At 73.8% G+C, this 21,414-nt stretch carries 17 protein-coding genes; 8 read left to right on the top strand and 9 right to left on the bottom strand.

The genetic code is table 11. From position 1 onward, the window contains the following. Window positions 1-10: 10 nt before the first annotated feature. Window positions 11-2,386 (bottom strand): FtsX-like permease family protein, encoded by a 2,376-nt coding sequence (locus tag ABGB06_RS37555; protein WP_347599514.1) that lies wholly within the window; start codon window positions 2,384-2,386, stop codon window positions 11-13. Next, a complete protein-coding gene (locus tag ABGB06_RS37550; protein ID WP_347599511.1) occupies window positions 2,383-3,138 on the bottom strand; it encodes an ABC transporter ATP-binding protein in 756 nt (251 codons plus the stop codon). The genes ABGB06_RS37555 and ABGB06_RS37550 overlap by 4 nt, the downstream gene beginning before the upstream one ends. A 111-nt stretch (window positions 3,139-3,249) precedes the next feature. On the opposite strand from ABGB06_RS37550, the gene ABGB06_RS37545 reads away from it, so the two are divergent. Further along, window positions 3,250-4,419, top strand: a complete 1,170-nt coding sequence (locus tag ABGB06_RS37545; protein WP_347599508.1) for a histidine kinase — start codon at window positions 3,250-3,252, stop codon at window positions 4,417-4,419. After that, window positions 4,395-5,054, top strand: a complete 660-nt coding sequence (locus ABGB06_RS37540) for a response regulator transcription factor (protein WP_347599506.1) — start codon at window positions 4,395-4,397, stop codon at window positions 5,052-5,054. The genes ABGB06_RS37545 and ABGB06_RS37540 overlap by 25 nt, the downstream gene beginning before the upstream one ends. A gap of 16 nt (window positions 5,055-5,070) precedes the next feature. Here ABGB06_RS37540 and ABGB06_RS37535 read toward each other — a convergent pair whose 3' ends face one another. The 3 genes from ABGB06_RS37535 to ABGB06_RS37525 form a co-directional block, all read right to left on the bottom strand. Beyond that, the gene (locus ABGB06_RS37535) at window positions 5,071-6,960 is read right to left on the bottom strand and encodes an ABC transporter ATP-binding protein (RefSeq protein ID WP_347599503.1); all 1,890 of its coding nucleotides are present in this window, start codon (window positions 6,958-6,960) and stop codon (window positions 5,071-5,073) included. Beyond that, entirely contained in the window at window positions 6,957-8,738 is a 1,782-nt protein-coding gene (locus ABGB06_RS37530; RefSeq protein ID WP_347599500.1) for an ABC transporter ATP-binding protein, read from the bottom strand. Before ABGB06_RS37530 ends, ABGB06_RS37535 begins: the two co-directional genes overlap by 4 nt. A 109-nt stretch (window positions 8,739-8,847) precedes the next feature. Continuing rightward, a complete protein-coding gene (locus tag ABGB06_RS37525) occupies window positions 8,848-9,684 on the bottom strand; it encodes an NAD(P)H-binding protein (protein WP_347599497.1) in 837 nt (278 codons plus the stop codon). Between the two features lie 87 nt (window positions 9,685-9,771). Here ABGB06_RS37525 and ABGB06_RS37520 point away from each other — a divergent pair, with 87 nt between their 5' ends. From ABGB06_RS37520 to ABGB06_RS37505, 4 genes are all read left to right on the top strand, one after another. Continuing rightward, complete coding sequence (locus ABGB06_RS37520; RefSeq protein ID WP_347599494.1) at window positions 9,772-10,194, top strand: helix-turn-helix domain-containing protein; 423 nt, start codon at window positions 9,772-9,774, stop codon at window positions 10,192-10,194. 243 nt (window positions 10,195-10,437) lie between these two features. Then, window positions 10,438-11,661: a phospholipase D-like domain-containing protein gene (locus tag ABGB06_RS37515; RefSeq protein ID WP_347599491.1), complete on the top strand. Its 1,224-nt coding sequence runs from the start codon at window positions 10,438-10,440 to the stop codon at window positions 11,659-11,661. 286 nt (window positions 11,662-11,947) lie between these two features. Then, a complete protein-coding gene (locus ABGB06_RS37510) occupies window positions 11,948-12,946 on the top strand; it encodes a winged helix-turn-helix domain-containing protein (protein WP_347599488.1) in 999 nt (332 codons plus the stop codon). A gap of 178 nt (window positions 12,947-13,124) precedes the next feature. Further along, window positions 13,125-14,327, top strand: a complete 1,203-nt coding sequence (locus ABGB06_RS37505) for a DUF4185 domain-containing protein (RefSeq protein WP_347599485.1) — start codon at window positions 13,125-13,127, stop codon at window positions 14,325-14,327. A gap of 45 nt (window positions 14,328-14,372) precedes the next feature. On the opposite strand, the gene ABGB06_RS37500 is transcribed toward ABGB06_RS37505, so the two are convergent. Genes ABGB06_RS37500 through ABGB06_RS37490 form a run of 3 tightly spaced genes read right to left on the bottom strand, consistent with a single transcriptional unit; the run spans window position 14,373 to window position 18,572 of the window. After that, window positions 14,373-15,728, bottom strand: coding sequence for a carboxyl transferase domain-containing protein (locus ABGB06_RS37500; protein ID WP_347599482.1), 1,356 nt, complete (start codon window positions 15,726-15,728; stop codon window positions 14,373-14,375). After that, window positions 15,721-17,202 carry an acyl-CoA synthetase gene (locus ABGB06_RS37495; protein WP_347599479.1) on the bottom strand — a complete coding sequence of 494 codons (1,482 nt, stop codon included), beginning with the start codon at window positions 17,200-17,202 and terminating at the stop codon, window positions 15,721-15,723. The genes ABGB06_RS37500 and ABGB06_RS37495 overlap by 8 nt, the downstream gene beginning before the upstream one ends. Before the next feature lie 14 nt (window positions 17,203-17,216). Next, window positions 17,217-18,572 (bottom strand): SLC13 family permease, encoded by a 1,356-nt coding sequence (locus tag ABGB06_RS37490; protein ID WP_347599476.1) that lies wholly within the window; start codon window positions 18,570-18,572, stop codon window positions 17,217-17,219. 167 nt (window positions 18,573-18,739) lie between these two features. Between ABGB06_RS37490 and ABGB06_RS37485 the strand changes: the two genes are divergently transcribed. Then, on the top strand, window positions 18,740-19,465 hold the full coding sequence (locus tag ABGB06_RS37485; RefSeq protein WP_347599473.1) for a FadR/GntR family transcriptional regulator: 726 nt from the start codon (window positions 18,740-18,742) through the stop codon (window positions 19,463-19,465). A gap of 181 nt (window positions 19,466-19,646) precedes the next feature. Then, window positions 19,647-20,858 carry an MFS transporter gene (locus tag ABGB06_RS37480; RefSeq protein WP_347599533.1) on the top strand — a complete coding sequence of 404 codons (1,212 nt, stop codon included), beginning with the start codon at window positions 19,647-19,649 and terminating at the stop codon, window positions 20,856-20,858. 60 nt (window positions 20,859-20,918) lie between these two features. Here the strand turns inward: ABGB06_RS37480 and ABGB06_RS37475 are convergent, their stop codons facing one another. Continuing rightward, the gene (locus ABGB06_RS37475; RefSeq protein WP_347599470.1) at window positions 20,919-21,326 is read right to left on the bottom strand and encodes a VOC family protein; all 408 of its coding nucleotides are present in this window, start codon (window positions 21,324-21,326) and stop codon (window positions 20,919-20,921) included. Between the last annotated feature and the right edge of the window lie 88 nt (window positions 21,327-21,414).

Genomic DNA, 21,414 nt, shown 5'->3' with positions numbered 1-21,414 from the left:
CGGGTCCTGGTCAGTCGGTCCGGCGCAGGGCCGCGCGGGCCGGGAGGACGCTGGCGGCCAGTCCCAGCAGCAGGCAGGCGCCTGCCGCGCCCGACGCCCAGGGCCAGTCGACCGACAGTTCGACGGGCACGCCGAGGTTCGCGCGCAACCCGTGGACGATGCCGAACAGGGCCGGTGTGGCCACGGCCAGTCCCAGAGCCGCGCCGAGGGCGATGACGCAGCATGTCTCGACGGCGATGGCCCGGAGCACCTGGCGGGGCGTCGCGCCGGACAGGCGCAGGGTGCGGAGGTCGCGGGCCCGGTCGGCGGTGGCCGCCAGCAGGGTGGAGGCGACGGCGATCGCGGTGTACCCCGCGGTCATGGCGACGAGGATCAGAGTGAAGGTCCAGACCAGCCGGTCCTCCTGGGCGTCGGCCGAGCCCGCGTACGCGGCCACCGAGACCTCGCGCGCGCCGAGTTCGGCGGTGGGCGGTGCCGGGGCGCCGCCGGTGCGGTAGGCGACGTCCGCCAGCGCCGAGGGGTCGTGGGCGCGCACCAGGTCGCTGGTGAGGAAGACCTGGTAGGGCATGGAGTCCGCCACCACGGCAGTCACGCGCAACCGTTCCGTGCGGCCGTCCTCGAGGGTCAGGGTGGCGGTCCGGCCTTCCTGCCAGCCGTGGGCGGCGGCCGCGGCGGCCGTGACGATCGCGGTGTCGTCGCGGGGCGAGGGCTCGCCGTAGAGCTCCGCGAAGCCGGCGGACACCCCTGCCCCCGAAAGGGCCGCCCTGCCGTCGCCGGCGTAGACGGTTGTCGACAGCAACGCGGTGTCCGCGAGCCCGGCGACCGCGGCGGCGGACAGACCGGGGGTGTCCTGGGGCGCGATCGCCGCCTCGGCCCGTACGCTCGCGGCCTGTTTCGCGGTGTCGGCGTTCGCGGTCGTCTGCACGGCGCTGGTGATCAGCACGGTGAAGGCGACGGTGGCCAGTACCGGTGCGACGGTGGCGGACGTCCGGCGGACGGCGGTGAGCATGCCCTCGCGGACGAGTATGCCCGTGGCCCCGGGGCGCCGCGCCAGGGGGCGGGTCAGCGCTCGGGTCACGGGTCCGAGCAGTGCCGGGATGAGGAGGGTGAGGCCGGCGGTCAGGCCCATGGCGGTGCCGAGGCCAAGGAGCACCATGGCGTCGGTCCCCGCCACGGCGGTGCCCGCCGCACAGGCCAGGCCCGCGGCCGTGGCCGTCAGCCCGGCGAGCCATCGCGGCCGCGTCATCGTCCGCTCCTCCACCACAGCCTCGCGCATGGCCTCGAGCGGCGAAACGCGCGATGCGCGGCGGGACGCCGACCAGGCGCCGGCCAGCGCGACCAGTGGGCCCACGGCGAAGGCCACGGCCGGGATCCATGGCCGTATCCGGAGTTCGAAGCCCACCGGCTGGAAGCCGGCCTCGACCAGGATCCCGGCCATCGCGGGCGCCAGCAGCGTTCCGAGTGCGGCACCGGACGCCGCGCCGGCGGCGCCGACGGCCAGCGCCTCCCCCTTCGTGATCCGCCGTAGCTGTCGCGGCGTCGCGCCGATCGTGCGCAGCAGACCCAGCTCCCGGCGCCGCTGGGCGACGGTGAAGGCGAAGGTCGAGGACACGATGAGGACGGTGACGAAGGCGGAGAGCAGCGCCATCGCGGTGAGCACCTGGTTGCCGATCCACCGGATCATTTCGTCCTGCTTCGGCGTGAGGGCGTCGCGTGCGGCGCCGACGAGGACCCGGCCGTCGTCGCGGACGACGGGTTCGGCCGCGGCCGCGACCTCGGCGGGGTCGGCATCCGGTTCGAGGACCAGGCCGATGACCCGGACTCCGCCGGCCAGCTCCGCGGCCCGCCGATCGGTGACGTGGTACCCGGGCCCGTCCAGGGTCCCCGTCACGGTGAACCGTTCAGGCCCGTGAGCGGTGAGGATCGTGACCGGCTCGCCCGGTGCGAGGCCGAGCGCCCGGTCGACGGCGATGTCGTCGTCGGCGACCGGTGGTGTCCCGGCGCTCAGGCCGTAGGACGCCAGCGCCGCGCTGGACCAGCCGTGCCCCTGGCGCTCCCCCTTCTCCTGTTCGCTTCCCACGGCCTGCGCGTAGAACGACCGGTCGGCCACCGCCGCCTCGACCCCGGGCAGGCCAGCCAGCTCCCGCCGCAACGCTTCGGCCCGCTCGGGCGCCCAGGGGGGGTTCTCCGTGAACTCGCCTGCGATCTGTTCGCCGGCCGGGCTCTGCACCAGCACCGGCGCCCCCGCCAGCCGCTCCGGCACTCCTGTTCCGCCCGACAGCAGGACCAGCGCGCTGATCGTCACCACCGCCACACCCACCGCCACGGCCACGAAGGAACCCAGGAAGGACGCCCAACGCTCCCGCACCGTCGCCACGCCGATCACGCCCGCACCTCCAGCGCGGCCATCCGCCCCGCGATCGCCTCGGCGCCGCCGCCCGGCAGTTCGTCCGCGATCCGCCCGTCGGCGAGCAGCATCACCCGGTCCGCGTACGCCGCGGCCGCCGGGTCGTGGGTCACCATCACCACCGTCTGACCGCGTCGGTCCACCAGGTCCCGCAGCAGCCGCAGCACCGTGCGCGACGTTCGGGCGTCCAGCGCGCCGGTCGGCTCGTCCGCGAAGAGGACGGCGGGCCGCGAGATCATCGCCCGGGCGATCGCGACCCGCTGCTGCTGCCCGCCCGACAGCTCGTTCGGCCGGTGGTCGGCGCGGTCCGCGAGCCCGACCTCCGCCAGCGCCGCCGCCACCTCGCCCGCCGCCGGGCGGCGGCGGGCCAGCCGCAGCGGCAGTTCGACGTTCTGCGCGGCGGTCAGTGCCGACACGAGGTTGAAGGCCTGGAAGACGAACCCCACCCGCTCGCGCCGCAGCAGCGTCAACGCGTCCTCGTCCAGTCCGCCCAGTCCGGTGCCGCCGATCAGCACCTCCCCGGCCGTCGGTCGGTCGATGCCCGCCGCGCAGTGCAGCAGCGTTGACTTGCCGGAGCCGGAGGGTCCCATGACGGCGGTCATGGTTCCCGCCCGGAATGCGGTCGTCACACCGGCGAGGGCGGCGACGGTCTGCCCGCCGTCCCCGTAGTGCCTGGTCACCGAGCGCAGCTCGACGGGCGCTGCCGCGGGGTTCGTTCGTTGCGTGGTCATGCCGTCAAGGCAACGGCAGCCGGCCCGCCGGGCGCATTGGCTCCAGGGCGAGAGCGAATACTCCACCTGGCACTACTGCCGCCGAACCGTGGTGCGGCTACGGTCGGCGGCGTGAAACCCCGCACCGTCCTGGAGGCCCTCGCTCGCAGTCCGCTGGGCTACCTCCGCACCGCGTGGCCCTGGCGCGCGGTGGTCTACCTCCTGTCCGGGGGCCTGTTCGCGGTTGCCGTCTACCTCGGTGTCGGCGGGCTGCTCGCGGCCCCGTTCGGTCTCGTCACCGGGGTGCTGTGCGCTCTCGTCCTCGTGGCCTTCGCCATCGGCGTCACCGGCCGCTTCGAATGTCGGCGGCTCGCCCTGGTCGACCGTGCCCCGGCGGAGCCGTCGCGCGGCCGGAGGGCGATCGGCTACGGCGCCGTCTCCGTTCTGGCCGTCGGGTGGGTGGACCTCGCCGTGGTCCTCGTCTCGCTGGGCATCCCCGGGTTTCTGCTCCTCGCTCCCCTTCAGCCCACCGCCGACGAGTGGCAGACGGTCGCCGGCCCGTTCGCGGGGGCGCTGCTCCTGCCGATAGCGCCGTATCCGATCGGCGCCTGGGCGGGCGCCCGGGGCACCATCGCCCGCGCCGTCCTGGAACCCCGGGACCGGGAGCTGCGGGAAGTCGCGCGCTCGCGGGCTCGGCTGGTCGACGCCTTCGACACGGAACGGCGCCGGATCGAACGGGATCTTCACGACGGGGCCCAGCAGCGTCTCGTCGCGCTCCACATGAAGCTGGGCCTCGCCACGCTCGACCTGCCGCCGGACAGCGCGGCGGCGAAGGAGGTCCGGGAGGCGCACGCCCTCGCCGGTGAGGCTCTCGTCGAGCTGCGCGAGTTGATCCGCGGCGTGCACCCGCAGATCCTCACCGAGCGTGGGCTGTCCGCCGCGGTGCGGGACATCGCGGGCCGTTCCACGGTCCCGGTGGACCTGGACCTCGACGTGCCCGGCCGGCTGCCGCCCCTCGTCGAGGAGACGGCCTACTTCGTGGCCGCCGAGGCCCTCACCAACATCGGCAGGCACAGTGGTGCCGACCGCTGCCGTATCACCGCCCGCCTGCACGGCGAGGTACTCCGACTCGACGTCGAGGACGACGGCAGCGGTGGCGCCGACCCCGCGCTCGGCACCGGCCTCACCGGGCTCGCCGACCGGATCGCCGCCGCGGACGGCAGAATGTTGCTGTCCAGCCCGCCCGGCGGACGCACTCTCCTGAGAGCCGACATCCCGTGCAACGACCCGTCCGCATCGTGATCGCCGAGGACGCCGTCCTCCTGCGTGAGGGCCTCGTACACCTCCTGGAGCGTTTCGGCCACCGGGTGCTCGCCGCCGTCGGCGACGGCCCGTCGCTTCTCGCCGCCGCCCGGGAACACCGTCCTGATTTGGTCGTCGCCGACGTCCGCATGCCGCCGGGGCACACGGACGAGGGCCTGCGGGCGGCGCGCCGGCTCCGGGCCGAACAGCCCGGCCTGGCCGTCCTCGTGCTCAGCCAGTACGTGGAGCAGACCTTCGCCGAGGAGCTTCTCCTGGAACGAGACGAGAGCGCGGGCATGGGTTATCTCCTCAAGGAGCGCGTCGGTCAGGTCGAGGAGTTCACCGACGCCGTCGCGCGGGTCGCCGCCGGCGCCACCGTCGTCGACCCCGAGGTCGTACGCCAGCTCCTGGCCCGGCGCCGCGATCCCCTGGAGCGCCTGACCCCTCGGGAGCGCGAGGTCCTCGCGTTCATGGCCGAGGGCCGCTCCAACGCCGCCATCGCCCGCCGGCTGGTCGTCACGGAGGCCGCCGTCGCCAAGCACATCGCGAGCATTCTGCTGAAGCTCGACCTCCCCCCGGCGGCCCCCGACGACCACCGCCGCGTCCTGGCCGTGCTCGCCTATCTGCGGGCCTGAGGGGAGACGGTTCGATCTATCCGTGGCGGTCGGGTCCGCCTGGTGTTTCGGTTTCGGGGCCGTCGGGTGGCGTCGTGAGGTGTCTGGTCCACCACGTCCTGTGCGGGCTGGTGAATCGGCCCTGCCGGGTGAGGAGTTCGTCGGGCGGGCCGTCTTCCACCAGGTGTCCGTCGTCCATCACCAGCACCCGGTCCGCCAGATGGACGGTCGAGAGGCGGTGGGCGATGAGCAGCGCCGTTCGCCCCCGCAGCACGGTGCGCATCGCGTGGTGCACGGCTCGTTCGGTGGGGATGTCGAGGGAGGACGTCGCCTCGTCGAGGATCACGATGGCGGGTTCGGCGAGCAGGGCGCGGGCCAGGGCGATGAGCTGCCGCTGGCCCGCCGAGAGCCGGGTGCCGCGCGCCCGGACGTCGGTGTCGTAGCCGTCCGGCAGCGCCGCGATGATGTCGTGTGCCCCGATGGTCCGCGCCGCGCGGGCGATGGCCTCGGTGTCCGCGTCGGGCCGGCCGATCGCGATGTTCTCGGCGACCGATCCGGAGAAGAGGAACGCGTCCTGCGGCACCATGGTCACGGTGCGGCGCAGCTCCGGTGTGGACAGGTGGCGCAGGTCCGTGCCGTCGACGAGGACGCGGCCGGCCGTGGGGTCGTAGAAGCGGGCCAGCAGTTTGGCCAGCGTGGACTTGCCGGCGCCGGTGGGTCCGACCACGGCGACGGTCTGACCGGCGGGTATGTGGAGGTCGACGCCGGACAGCGCTGCTCCTCCGGCGGGGTAGGCGAAGGTCACGTCCTCGAAGGTCACCGAGCGGCTGAGGGTTTCCGCGGCGAGCGGCGGGAGGGGCCTGGGGGCGGGCGGTTCGGGCACGGTGGGCCGCTGGGCGAGCAGGCCGGCGATCTTCTCCAGGGAGGCGGCCGCCGACTGGTAGGCGTCGGCGACTCCGCCGAGCCTGAGGGGGTTGTCGTAGAGCTGCCGCAGGTAGAGGACGGCCGCGGCGAACACGCCCAGCTCCAGTCCGCCGGAGACGACCCGGGAGGCACCCCACATCACCAGGGCGGCGACGGCGACGTTGGCGACCAGCCGCGACGAGGTGACGTAGCGCGCCATTTCCAGGGCGGCGTCGCCGTTCCTCCGCTGGTGTTCCCCGTTGAGGACGGCGAACGCGGCGCCTTCGGACCGCTCTCGCCGGAACGCCTGGACCGTGCGGATGCCTCCCAGGGTTTCGGCGAGTCTCGCGAGGACGAGCGCCATCGCGCTCGACCGCCTCCGGTAGACGCGCGTCGAACGGCGTCGGAAGGAGCGCATGGTCCAGGCGAGCGGTCCCATGACGAGTACCGCGGCCAGGCCCAGCGGCCAGTCGAGGTACAGCAGTGCCGCCGTGATGTAGGCGGTGGACAGGGCGGCGGTGACGATCGCTGCCAGCCCTTCGTCGAGCAGGCCGCGCAGTGCCTCGACGTCGGTGGTGAGCCGGGAGGTGAGGCGGCCCGAGGCGTAGCGCTCGTGGAAGTCCAGGCTCAGTCTCTGCGCGTGCCCGAAGACGCGGACGCGGAGGTCGAGCAGCACGTCCTGGCCGATGCGGGCGGAGAGCGTGACGAAGGCGTACTGCAGGGCACCGGAGGCCACCACGCACAGCAGGTAGCCGATCGCGACGGCGGTCATCGGCCCGCGGTCGCCCGTTCGCCAGGCCGGCGCCGCCCGGTCGATCGTGTAGGCCACCAGCAGCGGGCCCGTCAGCGCCGTGCCGCGCTGCAGCAGCACGAGGGCGCCGGCCAGCCAGAGGCGGCGCACGTGGGGGCGGAGCAGGGACGCGAGCAGCGACCGGGCGGCTCGTCTGGGGGCGGGGAGCGAGTCCGTCCTGTGGGGGTCGCCGTTGTGGTCGGCGTGTGGCTGGCCGGCGCTCGTTCGGTTCATCGCGCACCGTGCCCGTCGGCCGCGAACGCGCTCATGAGGGAGGCGTACTCGGTGCAGGTGCGGAGGAGATCGTCGTGGGTTCCGACGGCGGTGATCCGGCCGCCGGACAGCAGGGCGACCCGGTCGGCGAGCAGCACGGTGGATGGCCGGTGCGCGACGACCAGGGCCGTGGTGGTGGCCAGGACCCGTCGCAGCGCCGCCTCGACGAGCGATTCCGTGTGAATGTCCAGGGCGGAGAGCGGATCGTCCAGGATGAGCAGGCGGGGCCGGCCGACGATGGCGCGAGCCAGCGCCAACCGCTGGCGCTGGCCGCCGGACAGGCTCATGCCCTGCTCGCCGACGTGGGTCAGCGCACCGTCCGGGAGCGCCTGGACGAAGCCGTCGGCCTGGGCGATGCCCAGGGCCGTGGCGAGATCCGCTTCGTCGGCGTGCTCGGCTCCCAGCAGGACGTTCTCGGCGACCGTCGTGGAGAAGAGCGTGGGCTCCTCGAAGGCGACGGAGACCTGAGCCCGCAACTGGGCGCGCGTCAGTGCCGTGACGTCCACGCCGTCGAGCAGGATCCGGCCGCCGGTCGGCTCGTGCAGCCGGGGCACCAGGGCGACCAGGGTGCTCTTGCCGCTGCCGGTGGAGCCCACCAGGGCCACGGTCTCGCCGGGCGCGATCCGCAGGCTGACGCCCCGCAGCACGGCCGGCTCGCCCGGCGGGGCGTCCGGGTAGCGGAACTCCACGCCCTCGAAGACCAGGTCGGCCGCGGCCGCCTCGTGCCCGACCCTCGTGGCTGCCTCTCTTGGAGCCGGGAGGTGATGTGCCCGGGCGTCGTCGGCGGGGGTGGGCTCGTCCATCACCTCGAAGTAGCGGTCGGCGGCGGTCGCCGCGTCGCTGCTCATCGCCAGCAGCGATCCGGTCGATACCACCGCGGGACGCAACTCCATCGCGATGGCGAGGAAGGCCAGGAGCGTCCCGGCCGACAGATCGCCGTCCGCCACCTCCACCGCGCCCAGCACCAGCACGGTCCCGAACGACGCGTCCGGCAGCACCGCGACCAGTGCGGACAGGGCCGCCAGCAGGCGCGCCTTGGCCAGTTCCGTGTCGCGCGTCCGGAGCGCCCGCTGCCGGAAGGCCCGGGTCAGGCCGCGGTGATGGCCGAAGCTCTTGACGACGCGGACGCCCAGCACCGACTCCCCCGCCATCGTCGTCAGGTCGCCGGTCTGCTCCCGCACCTGGCGCGCCGCGAGCGCGAACCGCGTCTCGAGAAAGGAACACAGCGCCAGCAGCGGCACCACGGGGGCCAGCAGTACCAGGCCGAGCGTCCAGTGCTGGGCCAGCAGGAGCCCGTAGCCGACCAGCAGCGTCACGCCGTTGACCACCAGGAACGGCAGCGCCACCGCCAGGAACCCCTGCACGGACCTGAGGTCCGCGGTGCCCCGCGACACGAGCTGGCCCGACGGCCAGCGGTCGTGGAACGCGACGGGCAGGCGCAGCATGTGGTCGTGGAGCGACGCACGCATCGATGCCTCCACGGCGGCCAGTGGTCGCGCCGTCAGCCAACGCCGCACGCCGAAGATGCCCGCCTCGACGACGCCCAGCAGCAGGAGGACTCCCCCGCCCAGCCACACCCCCGCCGCATGACCGTCGCTGACCGGACCGTCGACCATCCACTTCAGCACCAGCGGCATCACCAGAGCGAGACACGAAGCGACGATCGCCAGCAGCGCCCCCGGGAACACTCGACCCCGCACCGGCCTCACGTACGGCCACAGCCGCACCAGCGAACGCACGGTGGAGCGTCGGAGAGTGTCAGGGAGCAATTCCACCACCAGAGCAGGCGTCAGCAGAGGAGGCTAGCGACGCCCGTTACGGCGGGCACCCGTTTTTCCGCGGCGCCGGTCACCGGGCCGCGCGCTTCCGAGACGGCCGCGGTTTCGTGGCGGAGGCGGCTGCGACGGCCGTGGCCAGCGGGTCGTGGGCCGGGCGGCCGAGGAGCTCCGCGAGGTCGGGGGTGGTGTCGTCCAGGAAGCCGTGCCGGATGCCGGTGGCGATCGAGGCGAGCATGGGCGGCTGGAACGGCAGGAGTCCCGGCGTCTCGTCGAGAAGCCTGCGCCGGTACTCCCCCAGGCCGATGGTGCGGTGCGGCACCCCGAGGCGATGGGCCACCTGCCCCGCCGTGATCGGCGTGCCGACGAGGTCGTGGACGCGTCCGCTGTGCCGTACCGGGTCTGCCGCGACGATCGCCGCGGCCTCGGCGAGGTCCTGCCGGGAGACCGCGGCCAGGGCGCCGTCGCCGAACGGGGACTCCACACCGTTGTCGGCCCACATCAGCAGACCGCCGAAGAGTTCGGCGTAGAGGCCGTTGCGCAGGATCGTCCACGGCAGCCCGCTCGCCCGCACCAGGCGTTCGGTCGCACGGTGCGCGAGCGCGAAACCGAGATGGTCGCCGGCGCCGGTCAGGCTCGTGTAGACGACGTGGTCAACGCCGGCGCGGACGGCGGCGTCCAGGACCGCCGTGTGCCGCCCGACGACCTGGTCGTCCTCCGCATAGCCGGCGGAGACCAGCACCAGGGTCGACACACCGGCGAGGTCGACGCCCGCGTGGTCGTCGAAGTCGAGATGCCGCATCCCCCCGCCGGGGGTACGGCTGCCGCCCGTGGCGGCTATGCCGCGGGCGCGCAGCGCCGCGAGCGTGGTCGAGCCGAGGTTCCCGCTCGCTCCGGTCACCAGGATCATGTCAGTCGCAGTCTTCCGTCGTGGTTCTCATCGGTAACTACGCTTGATCCTCGACCGCACGCCCACCGGCCACAAGAAGGCAGTTTGATGTCAGTCACGCACACCGGGGTAACCACCACCCCCGCCGACCTTGACCCCTGCGGACGCGCGGACCATCCCGACTGCGGCATCCGCGACGTCCTGGACCGCATCGGGGACAAGTGGTCGGTGCTCGTGATCGTCGAACTCGCCAGCGGGCCACGCCGCTTCCGCGAACTGCAGCGCGCCGTCGAGGGCATCTCCCAACGCATGCTCACCCTCACCGTGCGCCGGCTCGAACGCGACGGCCTCGTGCTGCGCACCGTGTACGCGACCGTCCCGGCCCAGGTCGACTACCGCCTGGCCGAGACCGGGGCCGGCCTGACCCACCTGGTCAAGACGCTCGCCGACTGGTCCCTCGCCCACCGTCCCGCCATCGCCGAGGCACGCCGCGCGTACGACCGGGCCCATCCCGACCACGACATCCGCTGACGGGTACCGCCCTGGAGGACGAGACGGGTCGCGGCGGCCGCCGGCCCGTCCCTGGCACACGCCTCCGGCGTGCCGTGGTGCGGATGGTCGACTCGGGATGCGGTAGCCGTCGGGGGCGGCTGTCTGGGAGCCGGTCAGGAGGTCTGGCGTTCACTTCGCCGCGCCGTGCCGTTCGGCCGCTGGTCAGCGGGTGTCCGTAGGTTCTGCCTCCGTCAATGGCACGATCGCCCTGGAGGCACCGGTATGGCCCCGAGATCCCGAAAGTCCTGGCTCCCCGCTCCGGCTCTGTCCGCCGCGGCCGCCGCGGCCGTCCTCGCCTCCGCCCAGTTCGCGCTCGCCCCGGCGGCCGCGGCCGCGCTGGACGAGCCCGCGTCCAGCGCGTGCCGCGCCGCCGGGGAGGCGCGGGTCGCCACGGGGGCAGTGTTCAACGATCCGGTCGCGGGCAGCCCGACCGCGGTGGTGGAGCACCTGTGTTCGCTGATCAAGCGGGCCCCGGCAGGCTCGACGATCGAGATGGCGCAGTTCGTGATCTCCGGCGACGCGGGGGCCGACTTCGTCGAGGTGCTGCTGGACGCGCACCGGCGCGGGGTCAACGTGCGGGTGGTGATGGACGGCTACCAGATCGACAACCCGGCCTCGCAGGCCATGCTGGCGGCGTTGGGCGAGGACCGCTCGGCGCGCTCCTGGGTGCATGTGTGCTCGCACATGTCGCCCGAGGGCAACACCACGTCCTGTCAGGGCACCAAGGGCCAGCACAACAAGTTCTACCTGTTCTCCGAGACGGGGGGCCGCAGGGACGTGGTGGTGCAGGCGTCCAACAACCTCACGGACGTCAACTCCACGACGTACTGGAACAACGCCGTGGTGCTCCCCGGCAACGGGAGGCTGTTCGACGCCTACCGCACGTACTTCGCCGATCTGGTGGCCGAGGTCCAGAACCCGGACTACTACCGCACGGTCACCACGGGCATGGCGGGCGGCAAGGTCACCGCGCATTTCTTCCCCAGCGCCGTCGTGGACCCGGTCGTGGAGCGCCTGGAGGGTGTCGGCTGCAGGTCGGGCGGCCGCACTCGGGTGGACATCGGCATGTCCGAATGGGACGCCGAGCGCCGGGAGATCGCCGAGTCGCTGGCCGAGTTGGCCGCCGACGGCTGCCGGGTGCGGGTGGTGCACGGCCCGGTGGCGGAGGAGATCTCCGCCGTGCTGGACGAGGCCGGCGTCGAGCGGCGCCTGCTGGACGGTTCCACGGCGGCCGGCCGTGTCCACTCCAAGTTCACGGTGGTCACGGGCGCGACGGGCGGCGGCCCGGGGCACGGCTTCGTGCTGACGGGTAGCCACAACTTCAACGCCACGTCGCTGCACCGGAACGACGAGGCGCTGGTCGACGTCGCCGTCCCCGAGGTCGTCGACGCGTACGAGGACAACTTCGAGCGGCTGTGGCGGGTTGGGGCGGTGCCGCGGGTGTGAGCGCCCGGGTCTGAGACCCTGGCTGCTCGAGGCGTGTCCACGGGCCGACCGGCTGGACCCTCGTGCCTCGCTCCGTGCCCCCGCCGGCGCTCGGAAGTCCGGCTGGTGGGACGTGACCGTGACGGGTAGGGAGGAGAATGACGGTCGCGGGCGGCTCCACGGCAGTGCGCCGGGAGGCCCGCGACAGGGCCTTGCGGCGGTCGCTGGTGTTGGGCGGCGACGTGGAGACGACGACAGTGGTGGCCGCGGTCGGCATCAGCACACTTTCACGTCTGGAGGGGCCAGCTTGCTGCGGGTGCACTTCACGTCCGAGGACCTGGCGCGGGTGCGGGTGGCCGCGGGGCCCGACTTCCTCTGGGAGATCAGCAACAGCGTGCAGACCCTGCAACGACGTGACGGCACCAGGGTGTTCGGGGAGTGGCGCCGGTGGGCGCGGGAGCGGCTGCCGGGGAGCGGCCGGCTGTTGTCCAACCTGTTGCCCTCGTACGGCTACTCGCCGGACTTCCTCACGCCGACATCCGGCGACTGCGGCACGCTGGGCGCTGCGGTGGACACCCTGATGCGCACGCCGCGCTCGCGGCTGCGCGGCGATCTGGCGCTGCTCGCCGGCTCGCGTCAACCGTCCGGCTGGACACGTTCCCTGGCGGCGGGTGACGCGGCGACGCTCCGGCGGCTGGGCCGGGCCGTGCACTCCTACCACGTGGAGGTGCTCGCGCCGTTCTGGCAGCGCGTCCACGCCCACATCGACGCCGACCGGGCCGTCCGGCTGCTCAGCCTGCTCGACGGCGGCGTGGAGGGGCTGCTCGCCGGTCTCGGGCCGCAGTTCCGTTGGCGGCCGCCCGTGCTGGACGTGGCGTATCCCGTCGACCAGCAGTTGCGCCTGCGTGGCCGGGGCCTCACGCTGCAGCCGTCGTTCTTCTGCTGGCCGACGCCGATCACCCTCGCCGACGCGGAGTTGCCGCCCGTTCTCGTCTACCCCATCCAGCACGCCGCCGGCTGGGCCAGGCGGGTGCCCGGCGACGGTGCCGCGAACGGCTCCGGGCCTCTGGGGGCGCTCCTCGGGCACACCCGGGCGGCCATCCTGCACGCCACCCTGACCGGCTGTTCCACCGTCGAGGTCGCCCGCCGCCTGAACGTCACCCACCCCGCCGTGAGCCAGCACGTGAAGGTGCTCCGCGCGGCGGGCCTGGTGACCACCGTCCGCAGGGCCGGGCGGTCCTGCCACGTCGCCACGGCGGAGGGGCGGGCCCTGATCCGCGCCGCGGGAGGGGCGGGTCCGGAGTAGCGGGGGGTGCGACGGGTGGGTGGGCCGCGGCTGGTCGTAAGCCTGAGCTTTCGCCGATTGCGGCGCCCGCGGGCCGGCACCACCCTTGCCTGCTGACGTACACGGCCGTGCACGCGGGGTGCACGCGGGAGCGATCTCGGTGTGCCTGAGCTTCCCCACACAGCAGGGAGATTGATCGGTGTCCACTTCATCCCGGCCGGTCCGGCCCTCGGCCGCCCGCCGTTCCGTGCTGAAGGGTGGTACGGGCCTGGCGCTGGGCGCGGGCCTGCTCGGCGCCGCTCAGGCCGCGGCCACCCCGACGGGTGGCGGCGTGACGCGGCCGGGATCCGGGGACCGGACAGCCGCGCGGCCGATGCAGAGCGGCGCGCCCCTGTGCGAGCAGCCCGGCGACTCGGCGAGCCAGCAGGGACTGGGCTCGGGTGACCTGGCCATTCCGTACCACCGGGAGCACGACGACTCGTGGGGCTACGTCTTCGGCGACGCGTGGCGGGGAATCGGGCAGAGCGGTGACTACATCGGCTCCCCCGTCATGCTGAACCAGGACGACTTCGACTCCTCCGGCGCGACGCCCATTTCGTTCACCTGGGCCATGCCCACCGGGGGCCGGGCGGGACAGCTGTTCACCTACGCGCACGACCAGGACAACGGGCACGGCGTGGAGGTCAGCCGCATCCCGAACGACTGCATCGAGTTCGGCGGCCGCACCTACCTCCAGTACACCTCCGTCGCCGTGTGGCAACCGCCCGCCGGCTACGACGGTTCGCTGATGTCCGGCGTCGCCTATTCGGACGACAACGGCGTGACCTGGCAGGACTACCCCTACCACTGGGCCGGCGACCTCCAGGGGGTGAACCAGTCCCTGTACGGGATGTGGTCGTTCGCGGGCATCGACCCGGACGGCTGGCTGTACATCTTCTCGAAGCGCTGGAACGGCTCGCACCGGAACACCGCCGACGGTGGGGCCATCCAGTTGTTCCGGATCCGGCCGGAGGAGTTCCGCGCCGGGAACTTCGGTGCTCAGGAGAACTGGGCGTTCCTCGACGGCTCCTGGCGGTGGACGACCGCGGCTCCCCCGTCGGTCATGCTGTCCGGCAACAACATCGGCGAGTTCTCCGTGAAGCGGATCGGCGACACCTACTGCATGAGCTACTTCGACGTGACCGGCTACTGCATCGCCACCCGCACTGCGGCTCGGCCGGATCTCCCCTGGACCGCTCCGGTCCGGCAGATCACCGGCGGGCAGTTGCCGAACCTCTACGGCGGGTACATCCATCCGGGCAGCGCGAGCGCGACGTCCCTCACGCTGATCGTGTCGCAGTGGCCCGGCGTGGTGGGCCAGTCGCCCTACCGGGTGCTGCAGTACGACGGCATCAGGCCCTGACCGTGCCGGCCCGCCGGACCAGGAAGAGAGGGCGCGGTCGATCCGTCACCGGCCGCGTGGTCTGACGCCGCGCGCGAAGCCGAGGTCGAGGAGGTCGGGCGGGCGCAGCCGGAGCTGTTCGGCGGTGGCCGACGCCTCCTCGGGTGTCCGTTTGAGGATGGCGGCGGCCTGTTCGGGTGCGATGACGGAGAAGTAGCTGTCCGGCGTGACCCAGGTGTCGCCGGGGGCGGCCAGGGCCAGGGCCCCGCCGGAGCCGCCCTCGCCGATGACGAGGGTGGTGACCGGCACGCGGGCGGTGGCGACCGCGTCGAAGAGGTCGGCCAGGGCCGCGCCCGCTCCGGTCCGCTCGGCCTCGGCGTCGTTGGCGGCGCCGGGGGTGTCGACGAGGGTCAGCACGGGGATGGCGAGCCGGTCGGCGAGGCGGATCAGCCGGGCGGCGGTGCGGTAGCCGGCGGGCCGGGTCGCGGTGCCGCGCTGGGCGGCGTAGGCGATGGTGCGGTCCTCGCGTCGCCCGAAGCCGCACAGCATCCCGGGGTCGGTGCCGCCGCAGCGGTCGCCGCTGATCTGCTGCCGGAAGGCGAAGTAGGCGTCCAGGTACGTTTCGGCGCGCGGCCGCGCCGGCGAACGCGCCCGCCGGACCGTCTCCCAGCCGCCGGCGGCCGGTGTCGCGGCGCCCAGTGCCTCCGGCGGCTCGGGCCGCCCGGGACCCTCGGGGCTCCGGGTCGGTGGCCTGTTCAGCAGGGTGAGCCAGCGCGCCAGTGTCGTGCGCAGTTCGGCGTGTGGCACGACGGCGTCCAGCTGCCCGGCGGCGAGTTGGGCCTCGGCCGTGTACGCCGCCGGGTCGGCGCCGGGCGGGCGGACGCGGGAGCCCGCGAAGCCCACCTGGGCGCCGGGCAGCGCGAGGATCACGTCCGCGCCCGCGCCCAGCGTGGCCCAGCCGCCGCCTGTCGTCGGGTCGCGCACCACGGCGAGTTGCGGCAGCCCGGCCGCGCGGGTCAGGGCGGACTGCCGGGCGACGCGCTGGAGCTGGGTGAGGGCGCGCATCCCCTCCTGCATTCGGCTGCCGCCCGTCGCGGTCAGGGACACCACCGGCAGGCGGCGTTCGCGGGCCGTCTCGTGCGCGGTCTGGAGCCGGTCGCCGGTGCGTTCGCCGAGGGAGCCACCGAAGAAGCCGAACTCGAAGGCGATGACCACGGCCCGTACGCCGCCGATGGTGGCGATGCCGGCCACGACCGACTCGGTCTCGCCGGTCCGTTCCTCGGCGCGGGCGCGCGCCGCGTCGTAGCCGTGCCAGCCCAGGGGGCCGTCGGGCGGCTGGGCGCGGTGGGGCGTGGGGAGTTCGGCGAAGCCGGCGGGGTCGTCGGCGACGAGCCCGATGACCTCGCGTGCCGACTCAGCCATGGGCAAGGTCCTGCTTCACGACCTTGCCCATGGCGTTGCGCGGCAGCGCGTCGAGGTAGCGGACGGCGCGTGGGCTCTTGTGCGGGGCGAGTTGCCGCGCGACGTGGCCCGCCAGGTCCCGCGGGGCGGGGGGACGGTCCGGGTCGGCGGGCACGACCCAGGCGACGACTCGTTCGCCCAGGTCCGCGTCCGGCTCGCCCGTGACGGCGGCCTCGAGCACGCCCGGGTGTTCCAGCAGGGCGTTCTCGATCTCGCCCGCGCCGATCTTGTATCCGCCGCTCTTGATGAGGTCGGTGGCCCTGCGGCCGACGATGCGCACGGCGCCGTCGGGGTCGCGGTTGGCCATGTCTCCGGTGCGGAACCAGCCGTCGTCGGCGAACGTCGCCTCGGTCGCCTCCGGGCGGCCGAGGTATCCGGTGAACAGGTTCGGCCCGCGCACCTGGATCTCGCCGACGTCGCCGGGGGTGGTCTCCCGGCCGTCCTCGCCGACCAGGCGTAGCTCGACGCCGCGCAGCGGCACGCCGACGGTTCCCGCCCGGGGCCGGTCGTCGGCGCGGACGGCGGTGATCATCAGGGTCTCGGTCATGCCGTAGCGCTCGATCACGCCCCGACCCGTCGCCTCGGCGATCCGGCGGTGGTCGTGGAGGGGCAACGCCGCCGAGCCGGAGACCAGCAGTCGCGCCCCCGCGAGGGCGTCCGCGAGCAGCCGCCGGTCGTCGCCCGGATCGGGGCCGGGGTCCGGGCCCAGGGCCTCGGCGAGGCGGTGGTACATCGTCGGCACGCCGAAGAGCATCGTGCCGCCGCCCTCCCCGAGCCCGCGCGCCACGCCGTCGACGGTGAAGCGGCCCAGGTGGTGCACGGCGCCGCCGAGGCGCAGCGGGCCGAGGGCGCCGAGGATCAGGCCGTGGACGTGGAAGAGCGGCAGGGCGTGGACGAGCACGTCGTCGGCGGTCCACCGCCAGGCGTCGGCGAGGGCGTCCACGGTGGCCGCGATGGCCCGGCGGGGCAGGACCGCGCCCTTGGGCGGCCCGGTGGTGCCCGAGGTGTAGACGACCAGGGCCGGGGACTCCGGCGCGGGTTCCGGGAGCCGTTCCGGAGGGGGCCCGGGGGCGCGGAGCGTGATGTCCCGGCGGGGCAACGCCGCCGGCGCGGGTGGCAGTTCGGCCCCGGGCTCGGCCAGGAGCAGCGTGGGCGCGCTGTCGGAGACGATGTGTGCCGCCTCCCGCTCGCCGGACCTGGGGTTGAGCGGCACGGCGGGAACGCCGGCCAGCAGCGCGGCCACCACTCCGACGGCGGTCTCGGGGGTGGGCGTGGCCCACACCGCGACCAGCCGCTGTCCGCGCAGCGACGCCGCCAGCCGCCCGGCGGCGGCGGTCAGGTCGGCGTAGCTGAGCGGCTCACGGTCCGTGAAGCGCAGCGCGGGTCGTCGGTCGTGTGTCGTGGGGCGATCGAATGCCGGGAAGAGAGAGCTCACGCCGGGTCCCCTCGTCATCCGAGTCCCGGGACGACGACCAGGGCGAGCCACACCGCGGCCGGCACCACCGCGACGACGATGCCGCCGTAGATCATCAGTTGTCGGAAGAAGTGCTCCCGGTCCACGTCGGGCGCGGCGGCCAGGACGAGGGCGCCGTTGGTGGAGAAGGGGCTGACGTCCACGACGGTGGCGGAGACGGCGAACGCGGCGATCATGCCGACCGCGCCGATCTCGCCCTCGGCGAGGAACGGCACGGCGAGCGGGATCAGCGCGCCCATGATGCCGACGGAGGAGGCGAACGCGGAGATGAGGCCGCCGATGTAGCAGAGCAGCAGGGCGGCGAGCAGCGGCGAGCCGATGTCGCTGACGCCCTCGCCCGCCCACTCGATGGTGCCCATCTCCTCCAGGACGCCGACGTACGTGAGCATCCCGCAGATGAGCAGCACGGTGGGCCAGGCGATCTGGCCGGTGGCGCGGCGGCTGTCGTCCGGCCACAGCACGCTCAGGGCCACGGCCAGGGTGATGGCGCTCAGGCCGGCGTCGAGGTCGAAGCCGAGGACCGCGACGACGAGGGCGACAAGCGCGAGGAGCGTGGCGCTCCGGGCCGGGTCCAGGCGGGTGGCAGCGGCCGCCGTGCCCTTCCCGCCGCCCTGCCCGCCGTTCTTCCCGCCGCCCTTCCGGAGGTTCTCCCCGCCGGTCTTCTCCTGGGCGTCCCGTCGGCTCCCTCCCCCGGCTGGGTCCTCCGCGGGTGCCACGGCGCCAGCCCGCCACAGCTTCAGGCCGCCGAGGACGACGAACAGCACGGCCGCGATGACGACGTTGACGACGAGGCTGGCGAGGAAGAGCGCGAGTTCGTTGCCCGGCAGGTTCTCGCGCTCGACGATGCCGTTGACGATGGAGCCGTAGATGCTGATCGGCGAGAAGCCGCCGCCCTGCGCGCCGTGCACCACCATCGCGCCCATCAGCAGCGGGTTGATGCCGTGCTGGGTCGCGAAGCTGAGCGCGATGGGGGCGACGATCGCCACCGCGGCCGGGCTGACCGCGCCGATCGCGGTGAGCGCGGCGGTGAGCGCGAACATCACCCAGGGGATGAGCGCGATCCGGCCACGGACCAGTCGGATCGCGGCGTGGACCAGCCAGTCGGTGGTGCCGTTGGCGCGGGCGATGGCGAAAAGGTAGGTGACGCCGACGAGCACGACGAACAGGTCGCCGGGGAAGCCCGCGAAGATGCCGTCGGCGTCCAGGTCGGCGACCAGTTCGCCCACGCCGAACGCGGCGGCGAAGGCGAGAGCGCCCATGTTGATCGAGCGGGTGGTGGCGATGGCGAAAACCGCCACGAGCACGAGGACGGATATCAGTTCGTCGGACATGCACGGCTCCTGCCTGCTGCTGCCGAGTGGCTGGCGGGTGGCTGGCGAGTGGCTGAGACTCTGCGCGTGGTCGGATCGTGCGTCAAGGCGTTGGACGAAATTGGCTCAGCCACTTTGCCACCCGGCCACCGCTCCACGGGGCGGCCGACCGCGTTAGGCTGCTTGGCATGTCCGACGCACTGCGGCCCATGACCGCCCGGCCGCGCCTGTACGAGCAGGTCCTCGACCGGCTGCGTGCCTATGTCGCCGAGTCCGGGCTCGGGCCGGGCGACCGCCTGCCGCCCGAGCGGGAGTTGGCGCAGCGCCTCGGGGTCAGCCGGGCCTCGGTCAAACAGGCGATCGTGGTGCTGGAGGTCCAAGGGCTGGTCGAGGTGCGGCACGGCGGCGGCACGTACCTGGTCCGCGGCAGCCTGGAGGCCGAGCCCGTCGAGGCGCTGATGGAGCGCCGGCGGCGGCTCCCGGACGTGCTCGAGGCGCGCGAGGCGCTGGAGACCAAGCTGGCCGAGCTCGCGGCCGAACGCCGCACTCCCGACGATCTCGCCGCCCTGCGGTCGGCGCTGGACCACATGGCCGAGGAGGTGCGGGCGGGCGGCCACGGCATCGAGGGCGACCGCCGCTTCCACGCCGCCGTCACGGCCGCCGCGCACAGCGCGCTGCTGGCGGAGTTCATGCGTTCCATCGCCGAGCAGATCACCGAGAGCCGCAACGAGTCGCTGCGCCAGCCCGGTCGGCCCCGGCGTTCGCTGGCCCAGCACCGGGCCATCCTGGACGCGATCGACGCCCAGCAGCCGGGGAAGGCCGCGGCGGCCATGCGCCGCCACGTCCGCACCGTGGCCAAGGTCCGACTCCTGGAGTGGAACCCGGATCCCTCGGACGACCAGGACGCCACCTGAACGCGTAGCGAGGGCCCTGCCGCCGGGGGCCTCCGGGCCCTACTGGGCGGCCTGGTGGTCGGACGTAGAGTCACCGAGGGGTGTGCCCGCGGGCGCCCCCTCTGGTGCGTCCCGGGAGAGGAGATCGACGGTGGGCAGCGCGGAGCGGCTGGCGTCGGGGCCGTGGTGGCGGCGGTCCCTGATGGACACCACGCCGTTGCGGCACCGCCCGTTCCGGCGGCTGTGGTCGTCCACCACCGTGACCGCGATCGGCAGCCAGTTGACGGCGGTGGCCGTGCCGAAGCAGGTGTACGACATCACCGGCTCCTCGGCCTGGGTGGGCTACGCGAGCTTCGCCGGGCTGGTGCCGCTGGTCGTCTTCGCGCTGTGGGGCGGGGCGGTCGCGGACACCGTGGACCGGCGCACGCTGATGCTGGTCACCAACGTCGGGATCGCGGTGACCTCGGTGCTGTTCTGGGTCCAGGCGGCCGCCGGGCTGGAGTCGGCGGGCCTGCTGATGGTGCTGCTGGCGGTGCAGCAGGGGCTGTTCGGGATGAACTCCCCCGCCCGCACCGCGTCCGTCGCCCGGCTGGTGCCCGCCGCCGAGCTCCCCGCGGCCAACGCGCTGGTCTCCACCGTCGCCCAGACCGGGATGATCGTCGGCCCGCTGCTGGCCGGGGCGCTGATCCCGGTGGTGGGGCTGCCGGTGCTGTACCTGGCGGACGCGGTGGCGCTGGTCGCGACCCTGTGGGCGGTGTACCTGCTGCCGCCGCTGCCGCCGTTGAACGGGGCCGGGGCCCGGCGGGCCGGCTGGGGGCAGATCGTGGCCGGGTTCCGGTACATCGCGGTGCGGCGGGTGCTGCTGCTGTCGTTCGCGGCCGACATCATCGCGATGGTCCTCGGGATGCCGAGGGCGCTGTTTCCGCAGCTCGCGGCGGGGACGTTCGCGCCTTGGGGCGAGGGGTTCGCGCTGGGGCTGCTGTTCGCGGCGATCCCGGCGGGGGCGGTGCTGGGCGGGCTGCTCTCCGGAACGTTCTCCCGCGTCCGCCGGCACGGCCTGATGGTGATAGGCGCGGTGGTGGCGTGGGGCTTGGCGATAACCGGGTTCGGGCTGGCCGAGAGCCTGTGGGTGGCGGTCGCGTTTCTGGCGGTCGCGGGCGTCGCGGACATGGTGTCGATGGTGTTCCGCGGGGCGATCCTGCAGTCGGCGGCGACCGACGAGATGCGCGGCCGGATGCAGGGGGTTTTCACGGTGGTGGTGGCCGGCGGGCCGCGGCTGGCCGACCTGCTGCACGGCACCGCGGGCTCGGCGCTCGGCCCGCGGGTGGCCGTGACGGCGGGCGGCCTGCTGGTGGTGGTCGCCATGCTGGCCGTGGCCGTCGCGGGCCAGGAGCTCAGGAAGTACTCCGTGTGACACGTCGGGTCGGTGCGCGACCCCGAAGAACCGCGCCGTGACGGTCGGGGGTCGGAGACCCTACTGGGCGAAATCGGCCGCCGTCATGCCGGCCGGATGGCCGGGGGGCCACTGCACGAGCTCGATCCGGTAGCCGTCGGGGTCGGTCAGCCATGCCGTCCGGAGCCCCGGCCCCGGCTCCGCCGGGGGCTCGGCCGCGACGCCTCTGACGGCGAGTTGGGCGAGCGTGGCGTCGAGGTCGTCCACCTGGACGACGAGGTGGTTGACGGCGCCGACGTCCGCGACCGGTCTCGCGGGGTCGTGGACGAGTTCGAGGCTGACGAACGGGTCGTCGGGCAACTTCAGCATGGTCAGGCTACCGAACTCCGTCTCGGGGACACCGCCCAGCTCGGCGTACCCGAGCGCGGTGTAGAAGGCGAGCGAACGCTCCAGGTCGGTGACCCGCAGCCCCAGGTGCAGCATGCGCATGCTGAGCAGACTAGGGCTTCTTCCCCACCGGGCGCGGGCGGTCGGGCGCGGGCGGAGGCGGGACAGCGGCCCAAGTAGTCGTGGACGC

This window comes from Streptomyces sp. B6B3 (genome assembly GCF_039871525.1).
In the GTDB taxonomy this organism is placed as follows: Bacteria; Actinomycetota; Actinomycetes; order Streptomycetales; family Streptomycetaceae; genus Streptomyces.
The sequence above is the reverse complement of the archived record's forward strand: the minus strand, read 5'-3'. Positions and strand labels throughout refer to the sequence as shown.